Below are 20,498 nucleotides of genomic sequence, written 5' to 3' on the forward strand. Positions count from 1 at the left end.
AGTCAGTTACAATGAAAGCACTCATTCATTAGTAAGTCGGGCAGGGCATCTAGTGGATTGGGGGTAGGTATACCAAGCTCCCTTATCCAGATAGAACGTCTGTGTATATCTATCTAGCGTTAGCTGAGAGGGGAATTATGATATCGCAAGAAAGTTTTAATAAACGCTGTGTGGAATACGATTTAAAGTATCGCAAAGCTAAGAAGAATGCTGATGCACTTGAAATACTATCTATTGCTGATAAGCAGTGTTTTGTTGAGGCATTTGATTCAAATCCTAAACCAGCATGTCATTCTGGTTGTTCACATTGCTGCCATTTGAGAGTTGTTGCCTATCCTCACGAATTAGTCGCAATTCATCAATACGTTAATTCTAAATTCTCTTCCCAAAAACGATCACAGATACTTGAACGGGTTAGAAATCAGTACGAAAAAGTAAAAGGTTTAACGGAAGCAGAACATTTTGTAATAAATGTTGAATGTCCTTTTCTAGATAATCATAAATGTACGATATATCCCGTACGCCCAATGACCTGTGCCAGCTATCATTCTTGCTCGGAGGCTATTTGTAAGCACTCATACGATGAACCCTCAGATATGAGCACGAACATCCCTTTAAACCCAAGGGTATCTATTGAACAAGATATTCAGTTTTCTGTAGTGGAGCAGGTGCTTAAGTACAATAGAGATGATGTTGAAAAATATGAATTACTTCAAGGGCTACATAAATTATTCCAAAACCCCAAAGCAATTCAACGTTGGAAAAGCGGCAGAAAAATGTTCAAAAATTTCAGCTAACAAATTGTTCAACAGGGACTCTGTAGTTGATCCGTTCTAGTCGGCACTAAAGTCAAACGCGGTGAGTTAAGCTTTTACTGCCTTGCTCTCTTATACATCACCGACGCTATCAATGAGTTATTCCCCGCAAATAAAAAGCCCGCTGAATCAGCGGGCTTTGGTAGTTTTTGTAACTAACCTGAGTTTACAAAGCGGCGATGGTCGCTTGCTGCTCTTGCAGTTTGGCTAACTGGTTTTCCGCGTCGGCCAGCTTTTCGCGCTCTTTGACGATAACCGCTTCGGGCGCATTGCTAACAAACTTGTCGTTGCTCAACTTGCCTTTAAGGCGACCTAGCTCTTTGGTGAGCTTTTCGACCTGTTTGCCCAAACGTGCAAGCTCGGCATCTTTGTCGATAAGCCCTGCCATTGGGATCATCACTTCCATCTCACCGACCAGTGCAGTGGCTGATGCTGGCGCTTCCTGGCCTGCTTCAAGCACTTCGATGGTTGTCAGTTTGGCCAGCGTGCAAAGGAACGACTCATTCTGTGCCACGCGACGTTGATCGTCAGCGCTGGCATTACGCAGCATGACATTCAGCTCTTTGTTCGGGCTGATGTCCATTTCGCCGCGAATATTACGGATACCAACAACAAACTGTTTCACCCACTCCAGATCGGTTTCGGCGGCATTATCGATCAATGCATCTTGCTTGGCCGGGAATGGCTGCAGCATTAAGCTATCACCTTCGACGCCCGCTAGCGGCGCGACGCGCTTCCAGATGGTTTCGGTAATGAATGGCATTAATGGATGCATCAGACGTTGCAGCTGTTCGAGCACGGTGACCAAGGTTTGGCGGGTACCGCGCTGCTGCGTTTCAGTGCCTGACATCAGTACCGGTTTGGTTAACTCCAGATACCAGTCACAGAACTGGTTCCAGGTGAACTCATATGCGGTACCGGCAGCTAAATCGAAGCGATAGGTATCGATATGCTGGCTGAACTCTTCTGTGGCACTTTGTAGTGCAGATAAGATCCAGCGATCTGGCAGCGACAGCTCAATTTCGCCGCCGTTACGGCCACAATCTTGATCTTCGGTATTCATCAGCACGTAGCGGCTGGCGTTCCACAGCTTATTACAGAAGTTGCGGTAGCCTTCCAGTCGCTTCATATCCCAGTTGATATCGCGGCCGGTTGACGCCAATGCCGCCAAGGTAAAGCGCAGCGCATCGGTACCGTGGGATTCAATTCCGTCGGGGAACTGCTTCTTGGTGCGCTTGCCAATTTTTTCGGCGAGCTTCGGCTGCATCATATTGCCGGTGCGCTTTTCCAGCAGGCTGTCGAGATCGATACCGTCGATCATATCCAGTGGGTCAATCACGTTGCCCTTGGATTTCGACATCTTATTGCCTTCGTCATCTCGGATCAGACCGGTGACATAGACCGTCTTAAACGGTACTTGCGGGTGACCCTGCTCATCTTTGATGAAGTGCATGGTCATCATGATCATGCGCGCCACCCAGAAGAAGATGATGTCGAAACCTGTCACCAATACATCGGTCGGGTGGAAGGTTTTCAGGTCTGGTGTCTCTTCTGGCCAGCCCAGGGTTGAGAATGTCCACAATGCTGAACTAAACCAAGTGTCGAGTACATCGTCATCCTGACGCAGTTTTACGTCGTCAGACAAACCGTGTTTGCTGCGTACTTCCGCTTCATCACGGCCAACGTAGACTTTACCTGACTCGTCATACCAAGCGGGAATACGGTGTCCCCACCAGAGCTGGCGTGAGATACACCAGTCCTGAATGTCGCGCATCCAGGCAAAGTACATGTTCTCGTACTGTTTTGGCACAAACTCGATACGGCCATCTTCAACCGCTTCGATAGCGGTTTTTGCCATCGGCGCCACACGCACGTACCACTGGTCGGTCAGCATAGGTTCAATCACCACACCACCACGGTCGCCATAAGGCACGGTCAGGTCATGGTCTTTGACTTCATCGAGCAGGCCAGCGTCATCCATTGCAGCAACAACGGCTTTACGTGCGGCAAAGCGCTCAAGGCCGCGGAACTGTTCCGGCAAGTGGGTGCTGTATGCGGCGGAGGCTTCGCCATTGGTGTCGAATACTTCAGCTTCGTCACGGATCATCGCGTCGAAGGTCAACACGTTGATCATCGGCAGTTGGTTGCGCTTGCCGACTTCATAGTCATTAAAGTCGTGAGCTGGAGTGATCTTTACACAGCCGGTGCCTTTCTCCATGTCGGCGTGCTCGTCACCAACGATAGGGATCTGACGATCGACAAACGGCAACACCACATGCTGACCAATCAGGTCTTTGTAGCGTGGATCTTCCGGGTTCACTGCCACCGCGGTATCGCCCAACATGGTTTCTGGGCGGGTGGTGGCTACAACCAGGTAATCTTTACCTTCCGCTGTTTTGGCGCCATCCGCCAACGGATAGCGGAAGTGCCACATGTGGCCCTTTTTGTCTTTGTTTTCCACTTCCAGATCTGAAATGGCGGTATGTAGCTTAGGATCCCAGTTAACCAAGCGTTTGCCACGGTAGATCAAGTCATCCTGATACAGGCGTACAAACACTTCCTGCACAGCATTGGAAAGACCAGCATCCATGGTGAAGCGCTCGCGCTGCCAATCCACAGAGGTGCCCAAACGGCGCATCTGGCGGGTAATGGTGCCGCCGGATTCTTTCTTCCAGTCCCAGATCTTATCGATGAATGCATCGCGACCAAGCTCTTGGCGTGTAGGGCCATTTTCAGCAGCGAGCTTACGCTCAACGACCATCTGGGTGGCGATACCGGCGTGGTCTGTACCCACTTGCCACAAGGTATTTTTGCCTTTCATTCGCTGATAGCGAGTTAAAGCGTCCATGATGGTTTGTTGAAAAGCATGACCCATATGCAGGCTACCAGTGACGTTTGGTGGCGGGATCATGATGCAATATGGGTCGCCTTTACCGGCGGGTGCGAAGTAGCCTTTTGCTTCCCACTCTTGATACAGGTCTTGCTCGATATTTTGCGGCGTGTAGGTCTTATCCATAAATCTTATGTCAGCTTGAAGCGGAGTTTGGAGTGGCCAGATCGTATGTGTCGATGGCCAATCCCGCAGTCCGGTATTGTTTGTATCGCTCACGTGCCAACTGTTTGTTGGTCGCGTCAGCGGGGACGAAATCGATAATGAGGCGCGATTTTACCGCAAATGAGGGCATTTGTGGGCAGAGATTAATCAGAACAGTGCGTTGTCCTTTCGGGGCATCACAACCTATCTCTACGGGGGCACCGCCAGCAGGCCCTTCGCCCGCTAAATTGTGGGGAACAAAGCTATCGGGATCGAAGCCAAAAAGCAGTTCATCAACCGCTTCTGCCTGCGCTCTATCTGCGGCCAGGATATAGACTTTTTCTTTGTCTAAATAACAGCGCTCAGCCAAACGGCAGGCAGATAAAAGCAACGCAGGCGCACTGGGCGCCTGCGGATCTTCCGGTAGCAGGTAAAAAACTACCTGCGTCATATTAGTCTCCCGGTGTTTCTTCTGCCCGGTTGAGCAGGAACTGGGTCAACATAGGAACAGGGCGGCCAGTTGAGCCTTTATCTTTACCACTTCGCCAAGCGGTACCGGCCACATCGAGGTGTGCCCAATGGTACTTTTTGGTGAAACGAGACAGGAAGCAGCCTGCGGTGATTGCGCCCGCTGGGCGGCCACCGATGTTGGCCATATCAGCGAATGGGCTTTCCAGCTGTTCTTGATACTCGTCCCATAGCGGCAAACGCCATGCACGGTCGCCACTCTGCTCTGATGCGTTGAGTAACTCATGGGCAAGAGGGTTGTGAGTGCTCATCAAACCGCTGGCATGTTTACCTAACGCAATCACACAGGCGCCAGTCAGTGTGGCTACATCTACCACTAGCTCAGGCTCAAAGCGTTCAACATAGGTAAGGGCATCACACAGTACCAAACGACCTTCTGCGTCAGTGTTGAGGACTTCGACGGTTTGGCCATTCATCGTGGTGACGATATCGCCTGGGCGGTAGGCGTTGGCATCCGGCATATTTTCACAGCCAGCTAAAACGCCAATGACGTTTAGCGGTAGTTGCAACTCTGCCAGTGCTTTCATGGTACCCAGTACGCCCGCGGCACCTCCCATGTCGTATTTCATCTCATCCATGCCATCGCCCGGCTTTAATGAGATACCGCCGGAATCGAAGGTCAGGCCTTTGCCGACCAAAACGATGGGCTGGCTATTTGTGGCTTTATCCCCTTTGTAATGGATAAGGCTCATCTTGGCTTCATTAATAGAGCCGCGACTGACTGCCAAGTAGGAGTTCATACCTAGCTCGGCCATCTCTGCTTCGCCGATAACATCAACATCAATTTGTGGATATTCTGCGGCCAGTTTTTCAGCCTGTTCGGCCAGATAAACTGGATTACAGATATTTGGCGGCATGTTGGCTACGTCTTTACAGGTTTCGATACCTGCTGCGACACTTAAACCGTGATTGATTGCCTGTTCACCAATGGACAGTTCGCGTCTGGTGGGTACGTTGAAAACTAATTTGCGTAGTGGGCGACGCGTCTCATCCTTCTTGCTTTTCAGCATGTCGAAGCTGTACAGATTATCGCGGGTGGTTTCCACCGCCTGACGTACTTTCCAATAGGTATCACGCGCTTTGACATGGAGTTCGGTAAGGAAACACACCGCTTCCATGGAGCCAGTTTCATTGAGTGTGCTGATAGTTTTGGCGATGATTTGGCGATACTGCTTTTCGTCTAACTCGCGCTCTTTACCGCAACCAACCAGCAATACACGTTCGGACAGGACGTTAGGCACATGGTGTAATAGCAACATCTGCCCTGGCTTACCTTCTAGGTCGCCACGGCGTAACAGGTTACTGATATAACCATCGCTTATCTTATCGAGCTGTTCAGCGATCGGTGATAAGCGGCGTGGTTCAAAAACGCCAACGACAACACAAGCGCTACGTTGTTTTTCCGGACTTCCGCTTTTGACACTGAACTCCATGGGGACTCCTCAAACCTTACAGACAAATCAAGGTGTTTGTTAGATAATGCAGCTAACGCACTATCGGTGCTAAGAATTAAAGCCCGCTTTGGCCGCGAACTTTTGGTTATGTACTATAGTCGAAGTGGTGGCAAAAGCACTGATTTCAAGCTTAAAAATATAAAAACGGTGCGTTAGATTAAATTTACGCATAACGTATCCAAAATGAGCAGTTTGTAGGCAGATATTACGTGATTCTTTTTCGTTACTTGGCAAGAGAGCTATTCAAAGCACAACTCACTGTGCTAGCTGTATTAATGCTCATTTTCCTCAGCCGTGAATTCGTTTCGGTGTTAACTAAAGCGGCCGAAGGAAAGTTTCCCGCAGATTTAGTGACCAGTCTGGTTTTATTAAACTTACCTGGCCTGATCTTGATGATTCTGCCACTCAGTATGTTTCTGGGGATCTTAATTGCGCTTGGGCGTATGTACGCCGAAAGTGAGATGGTGGTGTTGCGTGCCTGCGGTGTTAGTGAGTGGTACGTTGCACGGGTGACGTTGGCGGCCGCGGTATTCCTCGGGCTGATTGGTGGAGCAACCAGCCTCTATTTGAAACCTTGGGCAGAAGAGCAGCAGCTTCAGCTGCTAGAAGATGCTGACGCCAGTGCTGGCTTGAGTACGTTAGTGGCCGGGCAGTTTAAGCAAACTTTCGATGGTAAGTCTGTGGTTTTTGTCGAGAAGATGAGCCGCGATGGGCGGACGTTATTTAAAGTGTTCCTAGCGCAAACACCCTCCATAAATGAGCGGCACAAGAATTTTTCTATTGTGGTCTCTGATATGGGCTCCGTGCAGGAGGCCAAGAACCAGCCCAGCATGTTGGTGCTGAATGAAGGCACGCGCTGGGAGGGGCATCCCAGACGTTTGGATTATCATATTGTTGATTTCGAAGAGTATCAGGTGTTACTCAAAGAGTTTGATGTTGATGAGCGCGGACGAAAGATAGATGCCTGGCCATTGGCAAAATTGTTTGAAGATGGGTCGACAGAGGCGAAGGCTGAGATCCAATGGCGCTTAGCTGTGCCACTTTCCATTCCTATTTTGGCATTGATTGCCGTGCCGTTAGCCGCGGTTAACCCACGACAGGGAAAATTTGCCAAAATGCTCCCCGCCATTCTTTTGTATCTGGGGTATTACGTCTTGTTAATGTCGGGTCATAAAGCGCTGGAGGATGGTGCCTTACCTGCGTCACTGGGTTTATGGTGGATCCATGCTTTGGCCGCGTCATTTGGCGCGGTATTGATTATGCGTGGTAGGCCGATTGGTGTGCGCTTGGTAGCGAGATTAAAGGGGATGAAGGGATGATTAAGATCCTTGACCTGTACATTGGTCGCACTATCGTCACTACCTCCTCACTATGTCTAGTGGTACTGGTTGGCTTATCTGGCATCCTCAAGTTTGTTGGCCAGTTGCGACGAGTGGGCAAAGGCACCTATGAGATGAGTGATGCCTTGCTTTTTACTGTGCTCAGCGTGCCACGGGATATCGAGATGTTTTTCCCCATGGCAGTGTTATTGGGGGCGCTGATTGGTCTGGGCATGCTGGCTTCAAACAGCGAGCTCATTGTCATGCAGGCTGGGGGCTGGTCGCGTTTACAGATCACCGGATCGGTGATGAAAACAGCGATCCCGCTGATGTTACTGGTCATGGCCTTAGGAGAGTACGGCGCGCCGGTGGCTGAGCGTATGGCGAAAGAGCTGCGGGCACAGGAACTATCTGGCGGGAGTTTAATTACCTCCCAGCGAGGAATATGGGCCAAAGATGGCGACAGCTTTATCAATATCGGTGAAGTGGTTGATGAGAACACGCTCGGACAGGTGACTATCTATGAGTTTGATCGCAAGCTGGATCTGCACCGTATCGTAGCCGCGCGTGCCGCCGAGTTTAAAGGCAGTGTGTGGCAGTTAGAGGATGTGACATTTACTCAGTTTGAAGAAGATAAGGTGACCAATCGGCATCAACCCACAGACTTTTGGACCTCCTATCTCACCCCGGAAAAGCTCAGTGTGGTGACGGTTAAACCGGAAGCCCTCTCTTTAGCGGGCTTGTCTGACTATATCGCCTATCTGGAAAATAGTAATCAAGAGTCAGCCCGTTACGAATTGGCTTTTTGGCGTAAGTTACTGCAACCCGCTACCGTAGCGGTCATGATGTTGCTGGCACTCTCTTTTGTTTTTGGTCCGTTGCGCTCAGTCACCATGGGGGCAAGGATCCTGATGGGGATAGTGGCCGGTTTTACCTTCTATATCTGTGAGCAGGTATTTGGCCCCATTACGCTGGTGTATCAGATACCACCGGTGATCGGCGCTATCCTGCCTGCAACTCTGTTTACCGGCATAGCGGTATTTTTGCTGCGGCGAAAACACTAGCAACTGTCAAAAACAGAAACGATTGGCGCCCCTTATTTATGGGGTTTGCCAATTTCTAAATTGATTCGCTTCTTTACTTAGAACAATCACTTCGCAATCCGCCATATGATCCTGTAGCGCCAATTTTTGCTTCCGGTCCATGATGACCAGCAGGTTGCCTATGCCCATGGCGGCAGAGAACAAGCGGATGATCGCCTGCATTAACGTGATCGCCGTGCCATCGTCATTTTGTACCCGTAAACGCCATGCCCGCATGCCGATGGTTTGGCCGCCATGGCTCCAAAACCAGACGTAAAAACTACAAATACAGACCACCAAAAAGAAGGTGAACCAAGGCTGAGCGCCCAAATAGTCTGCTGTGTCCTGATAACCCTCTAAAGAGATTGCACCAAATTTTTCCAACACAACCACGAATAGCATGGCCAGCGCACCTGCAACCATATAGATCGCCATGACAATTAAAAAGTCATAGATCATAGCGCCTAAGCGTCGAAAAAAGCCTGCACGGGGAAACTCTTTAAACGGATTTTCAGCCATGATTTACCTGTATATTGAGTGAACTAGCCAAGATTCTTGGTTCAGTGTATCAGATGATTTTTCGCAACTCTGTACGAATCTTGAGCGGTTAGAAAAACGGGGCTTGTCTAGCGGCGACGAATACGTATAATAGCCGCACTTCGTTACCGAGATGATTGCAAAATCTGCTCAGTAACACAGGCGGAAGCCTTAAAATTCATTGCCAGTGTGATGGAATTGGTAGACATGACGGATTCAAAATCCGTTGCCTTTGCGGGCGTGGCGGTTCAAGTCCGCCCACTGGTACCAAATTCGGAAACCCAGCCTTATGGCTGGGTTTTTTCGTTTTGAGGGCGGAAACTGCTAGCCAATCACTTTTATCTCGTCGGTAATCCCCAACAAGGCAATGGCTGTTGCCTGAAAATTGATACCAAGCAATAAATGTTCGATTGGGCAAGGTGCACACCATCGGTGGCGCCGTTGGCGGCTAGGCTTAAAAGGCAAGCTTGTGTCGACAAAGGATGTTGCCGTGGCCTCTTTCTATCAACGTCTACCCTTTCTCTTGTTTGTGGTTGTTCTGAGCCTTTCGTCCGGTCTTGGTATTTGTACTGAGCTCGCAGGAGATCCTTTGAGCAATTTGGTAACGCAGTTTCAAGCGATACAAGGCAAAGATTTTCCATGTCAGTGGCGTTCAAAAGGGCCCTATAACGGGCCTTATGTCATGGTCGAGTGTCAGCCAATCAAGGTGGATATTGAGTGGGAAGTAGCTGAAAAACACGAAGGCCCAGATTTCACCGATAAGATGTTTTGGCACATAAAAGAGCGCGGTATAGGTGAATTACATATTTTTCAGGCCAAGCCAGATTGCAAAATCACATCAAAAAGTTGCGTTGAAACTTTTCGTGCTGTCGTACCTGGGTTTTCAGCGATCAGGCCTGAAAGTCGCCAGACTAAAATCGTCAGAAACTACGCTCAATTCTGGCGCAGACAGGATGATGGAGATGAGTTTTATCCCTATTTCGACTCGTGGCGGCATGCCAATTTCAAGGCGAAAACCTATTGGCAAAGCGCGTGGTTCTTCTTAGAGGCAAAAAGAGGCAGTACGGTTCATAGTGATAGTCATATCAATTCCCCGCAGCTCCAGTGGTTTCAACATGGCGACTTTTCTGGCGCCAATAATATTGGCCAGCTTGATCTGGTGAATGGCGCACGTGCTAATGAAGAACTGTCAGATGGACTCTCTATGGTTGATTTGGCGCCCACCTATGAAGAGTTCTTTAGCTTGCTGCAGGGTAAGAAAATTGAGAAAAATTTTAGAATAGATTTCTCATCAGATTGGGCTTACGGCGAAGCGCATAAGCGCCACGTTCAGGGGGAATTGAGTTACACGCTGTCGGCCACTCGACCCGGTATGCTGGTTGTTTCGCCTACCGGCTCATTTGAGGCTTTTCGAAACTCCCCTAAGAAGTCGTTTGCCCCTCGGCAAAAGTCCTATCAAATAAAGAATGAAGGCGAGCAGGAGCTTAGTTTTAGTATCGCTGCTGACCAACCGTGGGTAGGCGTTCAGCCAAACAAAGGCAAACTAGCCCCCGATGAAACACTCGATATTCAGCTTTCTCTTAGGCCTGAGGCGGACAAGTTGCCAGCGGGCAAACATCAAGCGCAAGTGATGTTTGAAAACTCCTTATCTCACCTTGGCGATGGCTTTAGGCTGGTTGTATTGAAAGAGCGGCAGCGTTGGCGCTTGGTGATTGAGCAAAAAAATGATCTGGTGTTTGGCGACAGTTACCTGTTCGGTGGCATTGCGACAAAAGTAAACACGGAGATCGATTTTGAAATTGAAGATGGGAAGTTTAAAAATGGCAGTGGTAGAGCCTTTTTCGTGTCCCATCAATCCATCGCTCACCCTAAGGGCGGGTTTAATTGCAGCGTTAAAAATGACCAAATTTATACCCCCCGTTTTGATGTTTCCGGCAGCGTTTCGGGCGGGTTCGTGAGTTTATCTCTGCCGTCAAACAATATGGGCTATGAAGTGCAGTTCACTTGCGATGCCAACCCTAAGCCGTTGAAAGCATATTTCTACAGTTTTTATCAAAAAGCGAATCCAAAGGCGCTTAAAAAAGGGCAAAAGATCGCGGATTGGCCGAAGAAAATTCGCGAATATGTCGAGTCTGAGGCGGCTACCATCAGGACGAATGCTCACTTAACTTTTAACCAAGCGCTGTATCAGTTCCAAAAATCCTCTTGGAATACCATGCCATTGAAGCACCTGTATAGCCATCAAGAGGGAACCCCGGCTAGCGTCGACTACGACAATTTGGTTTTGTATGAGCAGGATAGGTGACGACTGGTCGTGGCGCTTTCGGGTTATCTTATTTTCGTATTGGGAAATGGCTGTCCTCATTGATTTTGTTATGCGGCAAAGGCGTAAGCCGATAAGGTAAAATGAATAGGAAAGGCGTCGCCCTTCCTATTCATCACTGACCGACTAAGGCGCGTCGTTCATATCCTTATCATGCTTTCTCCGTCCGTCTTATCATGGAGTTCAAACGTGTTGTGAGGCGTGAGCTAATTCAGCTGTTTCACGGTTTCGGGCAACTCGGTCTTGGGGAATGCACTCATCAGCAGCTTTTTCTCTGATTTTGCCTGCTCAACATAGCCCTGCTCGAGATAAGCGCTGATTAGCGCGAGAGAGTACTTGGGGTGGGAAAACTGTTTGCCGATCCGAGCCATGATCTCAAGCTCCACAATCTTTTGCTCTGGCGTGTCAGCAAGCTGGTAAGCATAAAAGCCATACAACGCCATATAGTTCAGGTTGTAGCTTTCCTTTGCGCTGGCCAAAGCAATGTCGATGATAAAGGCGCCTTCGGTTCTTGCCCGCGAGATCAATTGAAACGTGGCTTCATCTCGATATAGGGTTCTGGTTTTTGGTGTCAGACCCAGTTTTACCACCAAGGCATCTGCCGCTTTGGCCACAGACATGGGATTTTGTGCTGTGATCAGCTGACCATCTTCGGCCACAAAAGGCAGCATCGGCGCATTGGACTGGAAGATCGCGCCGCGTGTTTCCAGTTCGGTTTGTAGCATAAATGGAAACTTACCCAGCAACTCGGCGCTGAAGGCGTGTTCCTCTTTCAGGGTGAAACTGTTTACCCGTTTGCCCTTAACAAAGTACTCGCCACTTGTTTGTTTGATGTTTAACAACGCCGCCGGGCCATGGCATACCGCGGCGATCGGCTTGTTTTGATGGGCAAATTGCGTCACCAATGTCTGGGTATCTTTGTCAAAAGGCAGGTCGAACATGGCGCCATCTCCACCGATAACCATCAGCCCCTGATACTCTTGGGTCAGCGCCTGTTTGGCCGATAAGGTATTAGCCAGCTGGCTCAGTGCCGGCGTTTGTTGTTTAAACCGCTGAATGTATTCAAGGTCGTCTTTCTTGTTGTGAACAGGAACCGCGCCGCCTATAGGGCTGACGATATCCAGCGTGATCCCATTATTTGCCAGTACCAGATAGGTTTGGGCCAGTTCCTCAAGATCGTAACTGATGTTGCCATCGCTTTCGTTGCCGTATCCAGATATCAGCAATGCAACGCGGGTGTCAGAATATGCCGCAAACGAAACCGTGAATAAAATCAGTGCTAACAGGGAATAGAAACTTTTTTTCATGATGTGCTCCTCCGATATTAGGAGCACTTTAGCGATGCCTTTGTCGTGATTTTGTGAAGAAATCAGCCATAAATTAGGTCGGGTTGAAATGAACGGTCAGTTTGAACGCTGATGTTGTTTCTTTTGATGAAGAGTGTTCAGAGTTTAAGGGGACTGTGGGGGAGGAATGTGTTTCCATCTGCCAATGGTTGACGGCACAGATACGCTCAATCAGGTTAAGACCCTGACCGATGCCTGTGCTTAGTTGAGCTTTAACTCCTGCTGCTTCAGGTTGCACCGGGACCGGTGTTGTCGTGTGGTTGATAAAGGAAATCGAGGTTGACGTAAGCCTGATCTCGACGTCGCTTCCAGTGGCGTATTGCACGATATTGGAGATGATATTGTTGAGCAGGATCTGTGTCAGATTCCGGTTCGCGTGTAGGTGAATTCCTTCTTGCAGCGACAATTGCAGCGAGAGCTTTTGTCCTTTCTCAGAGTTGTTTAACTCAAAGTGTTCAAGCAGTGTGTTTTCCACTAACTGCGTCATATCTAATTCAGATTTCTGCTTCGATTCGTTTCGAGCCAGCGCTAATAGTGTGTGAGTTACCTTTTCCAGTTCAAAGATCGCGCGTTGCGCTTGCTGATAGTCGCTTGGTGTTAGCTGCTGTGAGTGACTTCGGCTGTCGAGAAGATTCTTGAGGATGCTGATCGGCGTTCGTATTTCATGGCTGACATCGCGGGTGAAGTTTATCTCCCGCTGCAGCGCGTCCTGCAGGTTGAAAAAACTGGTTTCGACAGCGTTGGCAAGCACCCGTATTTCATTGTCTGGATAGTTGTTGGCGAACGTTGCGCCATTGCTTTCGGTGGGTAAACAGCTTACTTGGTCGGCCAGTTTTTTTATCGGTCGGGTTAGTCGTCGACCAATCACAAAAGCGATGATGGAGACCAATGCCGCGCCAGCTAGCGCCAGCAGGGCAAGCCAGCCAAGCAGGTTTGGAAGATACTCTTTGCTGACCTCAAAGTCGTCAACCTTGGCCATTAACACATAATCGATCCCCTCCAGTTGTAACACATGAATATGCACCGTGGAGCCATCATTTAAGTCAAATTCAATGCGATCCTGCTTGCGCTTGCGGGCGTCTATTAGCTCTTGCGGCATATCCTGCCAATTGCGATGCAGGGTAACAAAGCCTGACCGGGGCTGGGGCAGGGTGCCGCTCTGTTGATAGGACTGCTCAATGAAATCCGCTTCGGCGGCGACCAGTCGGTTAAAAATATTGTCTTCAACCATCCAGGAATAGAGCAGGATCAGCAGGCTATAAATCAGCGTAATACTAATGGCCACACCTAACACAAGGCAGGTGATGGCGGAGGGTAAGCTTTTATTCATTCGAGCCATCTCTTACTACTCGCTTGGTAGTGCTAATCTGAAGCCAATGCCATGGAGCGTTTTCAGCATTGGGTAAGAAAAAGGTTTATCCAGCGCATTCCGCAGGGTGTAAATATGGCTGCGTAGTACATCCGTTTGTGGCGCTTCATCTCCCCAGATCTGCTCGGTCAGTTGTCGTTTGCTGACCGCGTTTGGGTAAGCGTCTGCTAACAGCTTAAGGATGGTAAAGTCAGTGCTTGAGAGCGAGAGCGGCTGACCCGCTCGCGTCGCTGAGTGCTTATGAAAATTGACCTCAAGCTCACCGATGGTCAGCGTGTTTTGCTGATGTAGTTGATGACGTTTTCCCAACGCCAGACAACGAACATACATCTCTTGCAGTGCAAACGGTTTGGTCAGGTAATCGTCAGCTCCGACACCAAACCCTTGCACTTTTTCATCCAAACTGTCCCTGGCGGTCAGCATCAGCACCGGAATATTGGTACTCAGGTTTTGTTTGATATGGTTACAAATGCTGAGGCCATCCATATCGGGCAGCATCAGATCGAGTACCACAATATCGTAACGCTGTGCTGCCAGCAGTTGCAGTGCGGTTTTGCCATCAGCCGCATAGTCGACCACTAACCCCTTGTCTGCGAGATAGTCGACCAGCTGTATTGCGATATCCTGATTATCTTCGACTACCAGAACGGCATACTTAGGCGTCATTGGCTTGTTTTTCCTCTATCAGAGTTAGCGCGCGTGCAATGCCTGCATCTCTTTGCTTCTTTATATCATCTACTGAGCGGTTAACCACATGATGGGGTTCGACACTGCGTCGTTCGATGTCGCCACTTGGCCGTATCAGCGTTCGGGTGGTGACATAGGCTCGCAACTTAGAATGGGGCAGGTTAAACAAATTACCCTGTGCGGTTTGATTGGCAAATCCCCCGGTTTTCTCACCAACCAGAGTAGCAAACTGATGGTCTTTCAGTGTGGTTGCCAACACGATAGCGGCGGAGTAGGTTATCGGCCCCACCAGCAGATAGACCTCGCCTTTAAATCGCTGCTCTGTTTCGATAGGCGTTTCCCACTCTTGCCATTGGGTGGTAATGAGTTCACCCACTTCACCTTTGTAGTTAAACCAGCCCCGGTTATCCCGGTTTAACTTCTCTTGTACTGAAGAAACCAGCCTGAACGGTTTATCCGCCAGATAGCGGCTCAGGTAGGTGACGGTGTCGGTATTGCCGCCCGGGTTATCTCGAATATCGATGATCAATGAGTGAATTTGATCCCGCTTTATTTCAGCAAATGCACCGTCAATAAAGTCTTCAAATTTATTTGGTTCGATATCGAAGTGGGCGAGATAGAGTAAACCTACCCCCGCTTGCAGCTGCTTATAGTAGTGTTCGCCCTGTTGCTCGTTGCTGTCTGCAGAAACTCGCTGCCAGGACTGATCTTTGGTGATGGCAACTTGAGTGATGGCAAGCGAGGCTGGTCTGTTGTCGATCTCAAGTTCGAAGCTGTCGATAAAGCCGAAAACTGCCCAAAGCGACAGCGCGAACCGCTTGGCAACGACCTGCTCTCGTAACCGGCGAGATTCGCCACCGCTGTATTGCTGCAGCGTGCTGACAAGGGAGGAGGCAGGCACGCCGTTGATGGTGAGTATCTGGCTGCCAGCCGCCAGCTTCTGCTTCCCGCTTTGATAATCATACTTTAGGTAGATCGCCCCTTGTTGTGAGATCACCACGTCAAAAGGAAACGGAGTGTGGCCGTCCTCTTTGAGTTGTTTGTATTCCTGATATGGCCAGATTAAGAAAGAGTGGCCGTCATTTAAATGGTGGTTAAGCCTGCCAGCGATGCGATAAAAATCGGTCCTAAGCAGGGGCTGCGTGATCTCAGCTTTGGCCTCTTTGACTGCAGCCTTAAGTGAACCCATATCCGCATAAGCATCGAGTTCTGGGTGGCGTTCCAAAACGCCTGTAACAAACGCACCTATGTCCTGATGCATCTGCTCGATGGTCAGCTTTTTCTCCATCAGGGATGGATCTTCCAATGGCGGCAACAGGTCTAAATGATCTGGATGACAGCCAAACAGCCATAGTGCTGAGAGGAGGGTGAAAAATAGAGGTTTGTTCATCATCGTGGCCGTATTAGCTAAATATGCCCATAGGCTAACGATATATTTGTGAAGGTTTTGTCGTGGTCAGTTGCAGTAAGGGCACCACATTGTGCCTGAGCATTTTTACACTCAACACCTTGATGATAGGGTATTGAGTTCAAGTAATATGGCCGAAAGCAGATGATGAAAGTCGATAAAAAAAGCCGATTGATAGGACAGATATTCAGTGTCGCTTTTGGTATTGCGTTAGCAAAAACCTTGTACGATGGTGGTTTCCACTATCACGCCATTGGGCACGAACATACTGTGACCGCAGCTAGTGCCCCCATTAAATATTACTTTTCTTTGCTGTGGTACGGTCTGGTTTTTGCGGTTGCTACCTACGTCGGTTTTATTGCCAAATCGAAATGACTACATCGCGTTGAGGATTCTGTGTGGCTTATTACTGCATCATTGTCGGTGGTTTATTGATTGCTTGGGCTGTTGCTTTGTTTACTTGGCGCGTTCTGTTTTATGTGAGAGGGCAGCGGCTGCAAGGGCTTGTGATTGATAAAGTACTGCGAAATTTTAGCCCTGAAACCCGTGGCGGAAAATCACGGCACCTGAAGATTGAATACGTGGATCCGCAGCAGGGGAAGAAACTTTATGTATGCGATAACTCGCTGCTTACCGGGCTATACCGAACGGGTGACGGAGTGATGCTGGTTGTTGCAGGTAATAGAGTGATGCTGGCAAGTTGGCTAAGTGTTGCAACGCCACCGATGGCGCTGCTCTTATTGGGTAGCGTGACGTTTTACATTGGCTGGTCTGGTTATTGATAGAGCATTGAAAAAAACTTTGTTCGTTAAACAGCCCTAAACGAATTAGCAGCAGCTTATATCAGCCCCCAGATGCTTTTTTGTCACTCGCAAATAAGCGATAAGCGAAGCCCATGCCGACGGCATAGGTTGTCTCGTCAATAAACAGCGGGCTGTCTTCGTTTTCTGCGCCTTGATGAAAGCTGACTCGCCCCCCCAGGAACAGACGCGCACGTTTTTCCATCAGGGTGAATACCAATCCGAAGCCAAAATCTGTGCCCATGTAACCGCCATTTGCATCATAGGCTTCACGGCCTGGGCGTACATATTTGTCATCGACCTGGTAGAAGTAGTCGGTTAGCTTCTCTGTGCCCCATACCGGGCCGACGGTGCCAACAAATCGTATCTCTCTGCCAAACAGGTTGTCATGCTCGTAACGTAGTTGCGGCTCAAAGGCATAGCCACGCTGATTCAGATTGGAGAAATCGGTGGAGAACACTGCGCGTGCTTGCAGCTTAAGATCGAGCTTGCTCTGTTCATCATCGGCTCGGTAAATCTTGTACTTTAGCTCTGGTCCGATCCCGAACAGGTAATCCAGATCCTGCATGCCCTCGCGAGCATCGTTGTCATCGGAGTCCGCATTAAATGCCCCATCAAGTGACAGATCTAGTTCCCAGCGCTCATCTTCAAATGCCTGTGCCTTGATTAACCCATCTTCACCAGCGCGGATCACATCGCCACGATAGATCAGGTAGGGCAATACGATCTGGTTAGTATGGCTTTGACCCGCCGCGGGATAGTCTGGTCCATAAATGATTGCGCCTGCCAGACCTATCTCCCAAAGTGGCTGCTGTGTGCTTTCTGTTTGGCATGGACGGCTTGTCACACACTCTACTTCGAGGGACTCAGCGCTAGCTGGCGTACTAAATATCAACATCAATCCACTGGTCGCTAGCAATCTCTTTTTGCGTGTTAACATCTGGCTCTCTCACCTGTTTATCCTTGATTGTATGGCGCTATCCCAATGTTAGATCAGTGGGCGCTTTAATCTAGACCGGTAGATTGCGCGGATTATTACAATTGATTCACTATGGACAGCAGTGTGCAGATACAAAAGAAAAACCCAGCCTGGTGGCTGGGTTGCATGACATAGGTTTATTCAGTAACCGAAAGAATACGCTTTAGCCGTTACGAAAATCTGAGTTGGTGATTGCCGTGGTTCTTTTTTGCTTTCAGGTAATCTGAGTTACCGGGTTTGAGATGCACCGAGGTGTTAACCATCGTTTCGATCGAGATCCCGGCCGCTTTCAACTGCTCAGTTTTACGCGGATTATTTGAGAGCAGGCGAATATGGTCGATGCCGAGCGCTTTGAGCATTTCAGCCGCTTCGTTGAATTCGCGCAGATCTTCGCCGAAACCTAGTTTAACGTTGGCTTCGTAGGTGTTCAGGCCGGTGTCTTGCAGCTCGTAGGCATCCAATTTATTGTAAAGGCCAATACCGCGGCCTTCTTGTCGCAGGTACAGCAGAATGCCGCCTTCGACATGAATGAGTGAAATTGCTTCGTTTAGCTGTTCGCCGCAGTCACAGCGGGATGAATGAAAGACATCACCAGTCAGGCACTCAGAGTGCATTCTCACTAAGGGAATATTGCTATTGGGTTGGGTGCCCTTGAACCGCATAGCGATATGTTCGCATCCTGATTCTAGCCCATTGAAAGAGATTATCTCTGCTTCTACCTGCGCGGCACCAACTTTTAGTGGCACCGCTTTTCTTACTTCTACCATTTTTAACTCTCTAAACTTGCATCACCGTGAATGCGAATTCGGTGCCTGCAAAAGTCATTGAACTGCGACCAGACCCAAGCATATCAAGGATTGCTTGGGTTGAGGGGGAAATTGAACGAAATCTTAGCTAACGGCAGAAGGTTCATCTGACCGTTGGCTGCCGATGGCGTTAGTTTATTCGTTATTCAATGGGCGAGGGACTTCCTCACACATACCGTGCTCTGGTCAGGGGGATGGATTATTTTTATTACTTTGACCTGTTGTTGATGGGGATACCCACTAAAGATTCATCCGTAATTCCGGTGACTAAATGCATTCTGATCTAGTCGTCCTGTCGATCATCCCTGATTTATCTATCTGTTGTTGTTAGACATTCTTCCTGGTCGTTGAGCGTTGGTTTTTTATGCCACAGCCCGACGGTTCTGGCCTTGGCCTAGGTGGCTAATTAAACACTGTTAAAAACCTATCTTGATTAGTAAACACTTCAATTTTTAACTGTGATTGAGTTCAAAAAAAGTTGGTTAAAAATTGCGCATTATCGCCGCTGCATATTTCACCTGCTTCGCTACGTTAGTGAGCTGAGTGCCATGTGCGAATGACAAACTAATAACAATTCATACTGACTTAATCAAAGGAAAGTGTTTTGAAAACTATAAAAAAAATGGCCTTGTCAGCCTTGGTTGGTCTGGGCTTTTTCAGTGCCTCAGCCTCTGCCGAAGTTATCCTACATGCGTTTAACTGGAAGTACTCCGATGTTGCCGCTAGAGCACAAGAGATTGCCAACCTAGGTTATAAAAAAGTGTTGGTTTCACCCGCTTATAAGTCCTCCGGTGGCGAGTGGTGGTCTCGCTATCAGCCTCAGGATTATCGAGTGATTGATAACCCGCTGGGCGATACCCAGGCTTTTAAGGCGATGGTTAATGCCCTCAGTGCCAAGGGCGTTGCTGTGTATGCGGATATTATTTTCAATCACATGGCTAACGAAACCTGGAAACGTGAAGACCTCAACTACCCGGGCACTGAAGTGTTGAATAGCTATGCAGCCAACAGCAGCTATTACAATTCGCAGATCCTGTATGGTGATCTGGAGGATAATTTCTTTGGTGCGAATGACTTCCATCCTGAGGGGTGTATCTCCAACTATAACGATCCGGGCAATGTTCAATACTGGCGTTTGTGCGGAGGAGAGGATGACCGTGGCCTGCCAGATCTGGATCCCAACAACTGGGTAGTTGCTCAGCAAAAAGCGTATTTGAATGCGCTTAAGGCATTGGGTGTTAAAGGCTTCCGTATTGATGCGGCAAAGCACATGACCAATTACCATCTGAATGCGGTATTCACACCAGAAATCAAGTCAGGTATGCATGTCTTTGGCGAGATCATCACCACTGGCGGCGCGGGTAACGGTGACTATGACAACTTCCTTGGGCCGTATTTATACGACACTGACCATGCCGCGTACGATTTCCCACTGTTCGCGACACTTCGCGGCGCGTTGAATTTCGGTGGCAGCATGAGTGCGTTGGTTGATCCCGGTGCTTATGGTCAGGCGTTGGACGGCGGTCGTGCCATTACCTTTGCGATTACTCATGATATCCCGTTGAATGAAGGGTTTCGTTATCAGCTAATGGACGGCACCAATGAACATCTTGCGCATGCGTTTGTATTGGGGCGTGATGGTGGTACGCCGCTGATCTACTCAGACAATAACGAGAGTGGCGACAATCGTTGGGTGAATTTCTATAAGCGTGGTGATATTCAGGGTATGTTGCGCTTCCACAATGGCGTGCAAGGCACAGGCATGCAGATCCTTAGCCACAATGAATGTCATATCTTGTTCTCGCGTGGTAGCAAGGGGGTTGTTGGTATCAACAAGTGCAGTGGCGGACAAGATGCCTGGGCCGATGCTGGCAGCGCGGGTCTATGGTGGAATACTAACTACCGCGATACCTTGGATGGATCTAGTGTTGAGCGCATCAGCAGTAATTGGCACAAGTTCTACCTGCCGCCGCGCAGCGCTAGAATGTGGTTAAGAGACTAATTTTATTGA

17 protein-coding genes and 1 tRNA gene are annotated in these 20,498 nt (G+C 49.0%); 8 read left to right on the forward strand and 10 right to left on the reverse strand.

Features of this window, described 5'->3' with window-relative positions:
• Positions 1-137 precede the first annotated feature (137 nt).
• Entirely contained in the window at positions 138-797 is a 660-nt protein-coding gene (locus tag DU002_RS04650; RefSeq protein WP_147271770.1) for a YkgJ family cysteine cluster protein, read from the forward strand.
• 184 nt (positions 798-981) lie between these two features.
• Here the strand turns inward: DU002_RS04650 and DU002_RS04655 are convergent, their stop codons facing one another.
• The 3 genes from DU002_RS04655 to pepA are packed head-to-tail and all read right to left on the reverse strand — an operon-like array spanning position 982 to position 5,810.
• Positions 982-3,831, reverse strand: a complete 2,850-nt coding sequence (locus DU002_RS04655; RefSeq protein ID WP_114337194.1) for a valine--tRNA ligase — start codon at positions 3,829-3,831, stop codon at positions 982-984.
• Between the two features lie 10 nt (positions 3,832-3,841).
• On the reverse strand, positions 3,842-4,300 hold the full coding sequence (locus tag DU002_RS04660; RefSeq protein WP_114337195.1) for a DNA polymerase III subunit chi: 459 nt from the start codon (positions 4,298-4,300) through the stop codon (positions 3,842-3,844).
• 1 nt (position 4,301) lies between these two features.
• Positions 4,302-5,810: a leucyl aminopeptidase gene (pepA, locus tag DU002_RS04665; RefSeq protein WP_114337196.1), complete on the reverse strand. Its 1,509-nt coding sequence runs from the start codon at positions 5,808-5,810 to the stop codon at positions 4,302-4,304.
• Between the two features lie 230 nt (positions 5,811-6,040).
• Between pepA and lptF the strand changes: the two genes are divergently transcribed.
• Together lptF and lptG are read left to right on the forward strand one after the other, a co-directional pair.
• Positions 6,041-7,150 carry an LPS export ABC transporter permease LptF gene (gene lptF, locus DU002_RS04670; RefSeq protein ID WP_114337197.1) on the forward strand — a complete coding sequence of 370 codons (1,110 nt, stop codon included), beginning with the start codon at positions 6,041-6,043 and terminating at the stop codon, positions 7,148-7,150.
• On the forward strand, positions 7,150-8,214 hold the full coding sequence (lptG, locus tag DU002_RS04675; protein WP_114337387.1) for an LPS export ABC transporter permease LptG: 1,065 nt from the start codon (positions 7,150-7,152) through the stop codon (positions 8,212-8,214). Before lptF ends, lptG begins: the two co-directional genes overlap by 1 nt.
• A 36-nt stretch (positions 8,215-8,250) precedes the next feature.
• On the opposite strand, the gene DU002_RS04680 is transcribed toward lptG, so the two are convergent.
• Positions 8,251-8,751, reverse strand: coding sequence for an RDD family protein (locus DU002_RS04680; RefSeq protein WP_114337198.1), 501 nt, complete (start codon positions 8,749-8,751; stop codon positions 8,251-8,253).
• A 201-nt stretch (positions 8,752-8,952) separates the two neighbouring features.
• Here DU002_RS04680 and DU002_RS04685 point away from each other — a divergent pair.
• Together DU002_RS04685 and DU002_RS04690 are read left to right on the forward strand one after the other, a co-directional pair.
• Positions 8,953-9,039, forward strand: a tRNA-Leu gene (locus tag DU002_RS04685).
• Positions 9,040-9,238: 199 nt separating this feature from the next.
• On the forward strand, positions 9,239-11,074 hold the full coding sequence (locus DU002_RS04690) for a hypothetical protein (RefSeq protein WP_147271772.1): 1,836 nt from the start codon (positions 9,239-9,241) through the stop codon (positions 11,072-11,074).
• A gap of 224 nt (positions 11,075-11,298) precedes the next feature.
• On the opposite strand, the gene DU002_RS04695 is transcribed toward DU002_RS04690, so the two are convergent.
• From DU002_RS04695 to DU002_RS04710, 4 genes are all read right to left on the reverse strand, one after another.
• Positions 11,299-12,399 carry a type 1 glutamine amidotransferase domain-containing protein gene (locus DU002_RS04695; protein WP_114337200.1) on the reverse strand — a complete coding sequence of 367 codons (1,101 nt, stop codon included), beginning with the start codon at positions 12,397-12,399 and terminating at the stop codon, positions 11,299-11,301.
• Between the two features lie 73 nt (positions 12,400-12,472).
• Positions 12,473-13,768: a sensor histidine kinase gene (locus tag DU002_RS04700; RefSeq protein ID WP_158537964.1), complete on the reverse strand. Its 1,296-nt coding sequence runs from the start codon at positions 13,766-13,768 to the stop codon at positions 12,473-12,475.
• Positions 13,769-13,783: 15 nt separating this feature from the next.
• Positions 13,784-14,473: a response regulator transcription factor gene (locus DU002_RS04705; protein WP_114337202.1), complete on the reverse strand. Its 690-nt coding sequence runs from the start codon at positions 14,471-14,473 to the stop codon at positions 13,784-13,786.
• A complete protein-coding gene (locus DU002_RS04710; RefSeq protein WP_114337203.1) occupies positions 14,463-15,887 on the reverse strand; it encodes a S41 family peptidase in 1,425 nt (474 codons plus the stop codon). The genes DU002_RS04705 and DU002_RS04710 overlap by 11 nt, the downstream gene beginning before the upstream one ends.
• 159 nt (positions 15,888-16,046) lie before the next feature.
• Here DU002_RS04710 and DU002_RS04715 point away from each other — a divergent pair, with 159 nt between their 5' ends.
• Together DU002_RS04715 and DU002_RS04720 are read left to right on the forward strand one after the other, a co-directional pair.
• A complete protein-coding gene (locus DU002_RS04715) occupies positions 16,047-16,277 on the forward strand; it encodes a hypothetical protein (protein ID WP_147271775.1) in 231 nt (76 codons plus the stop codon).
• Between the two features lie 23 nt (positions 16,278-16,300).
• Complete coding sequence (locus DU002_RS04720; RefSeq protein WP_114337205.1) at positions 16,301-16,684, forward strand: hypothetical protein; 384 nt, start codon at positions 16,301-16,303, stop codon at positions 16,682-16,684.
• A 61-nt stretch (positions 16,685-16,745) separates the two neighbouring features.
• On the opposite strand, the gene DU002_RS04725 is transcribed toward DU002_RS04720, so the two are convergent.
• Entirely contained in the window at positions 16,746-17,642 is an 897-nt protein-coding gene (locus DU002_RS04725; protein ID WP_114337206.1) for a MipA/OmpV family protein, read from the reverse strand.
• A gap of 209 nt (positions 17,643-17,851) precedes the next feature.
• The gene (locus DU002_RS04730; protein ID WP_114337207.1) at positions 17,852-18,448 is read right to left on the reverse strand and encodes a GTP cyclohydrolase II; all 597 of its coding nucleotides are present in this window, start codon (positions 18,446-18,448) and stop codon (positions 17,852-17,854) included.
• A 643-nt stretch (positions 18,449-19,091) separates the two neighbouring features.
• On the opposite strand from DU002_RS04730, the gene DU002_RS04735 reads away from it, so the two are divergent.
• Positions 19,092-20,489 carry an alpha-amylase family protein gene (locus DU002_RS04735; protein WP_233496421.1) on the forward strand — a complete coding sequence of 466 codons (1,398 nt, stop codon included), beginning with the start codon at positions 19,092-19,094 and terminating at the stop codon, positions 20,487-20,489.
• Positions 20,490-20,498 lie beyond the last annotated feature (9 nt).

Origin of the sequence: Corallincola holothuriorum (assembly GCF_003336225.1) — a bacterium.
GTDB classification, from domain to species: Bacteria; Pseudomonadota; Gammaproteobacteria; order Enterobacterales; family Neiellaceae; genus Corallincola; species Corallincola holothuriorum.

Excerpts from the sequence above, each read along its gene's own strand:
- pepA (WP_114337196.1), bottom strand. The coding sequence starts at position 5,810 with ATGGAGTTCAGTGTCAAAAGCGGAAGTCCGGAAAAACAACGTAGCGCT.
- DU002_RS04655 (WP_114337194.1), bottom strand. The coding sequence starts at position 3,831 with ATGGATAAGACCTACACGCCGCAAAATATCGAGCAAGACCTGTATCAA.
- DU002_RS04705 (WP_114337202.1), bottom strand. The coding sequence starts at position 14,473 with ATGACGCCTAAGTATGCCGTTCTGGTAGTCGAAGATAATCAGGATATC.
- DU002_RS04710 (WP_114337203.1), bottom strand. The coding sequence starts at position 15,887 with ATGATGAACAAACCTCTATTTTTCACCCTCCTCTCAGCACTATGGCTG.
- DU002_RS04715 (WP_147271775.1), top strand. The coding sequence starts at position 16,047 with ATGATGAAAGTCGATAAAAAAAGCCGATTGATAGGACAGATATTCAGT.
- DU002_RS04660 (WP_114337195.1), bottom strand. The coding sequence starts at position 4,300 with ATGACGCAGGTAGTTTTTTACCTGCTACCGGAAGATCCGCAGGCGCCC.
- DU002_RS04695 (WP_114337200.1), bottom strand. The coding sequence starts at position 12,399 with ATGAAAAAAAGTTTCTATTCCCTGTTAGCACTGATTTTATTCACGGTT.
- DU002_RS04700 (WP_158537964.1), bottom strand. The coding sequence starts at position 13,768 with ATGAATAAAAGCTTACCCTCCGCCATCACCTGCCTTGTGTTAGGTGTG.
- DU002_RS04650 (WP_147271770.1), top strand. The coding sequence starts at position 138 with ATGATATCGCAAGAAAGTTTTAATAAACGCTGTGTGGAATACGATTTA.
- DU002_RS04730 (WP_114337207.1), bottom strand. The coding sequence starts at position 18,448 with ATGGTAGAAGTAAGAAAAGCGGTGCCACTAAAAGTTGGTGCCGCGCAG.
- DU002_RS04725 (WP_114337206.1), bottom strand. The coding sequence starts at position 17,642 with ATGTTAACACGCAAAAAGAGATTGCTAGCGACCAGTGGATTGATGTTG.
- DU002_RS04680 (WP_114337198.1), bottom strand. The coding sequence starts at position 8,751 with ATGGCTGAAAATCCGTTTAAAGAGTTTCCCCGTGCAGGCTTTTTTCGA.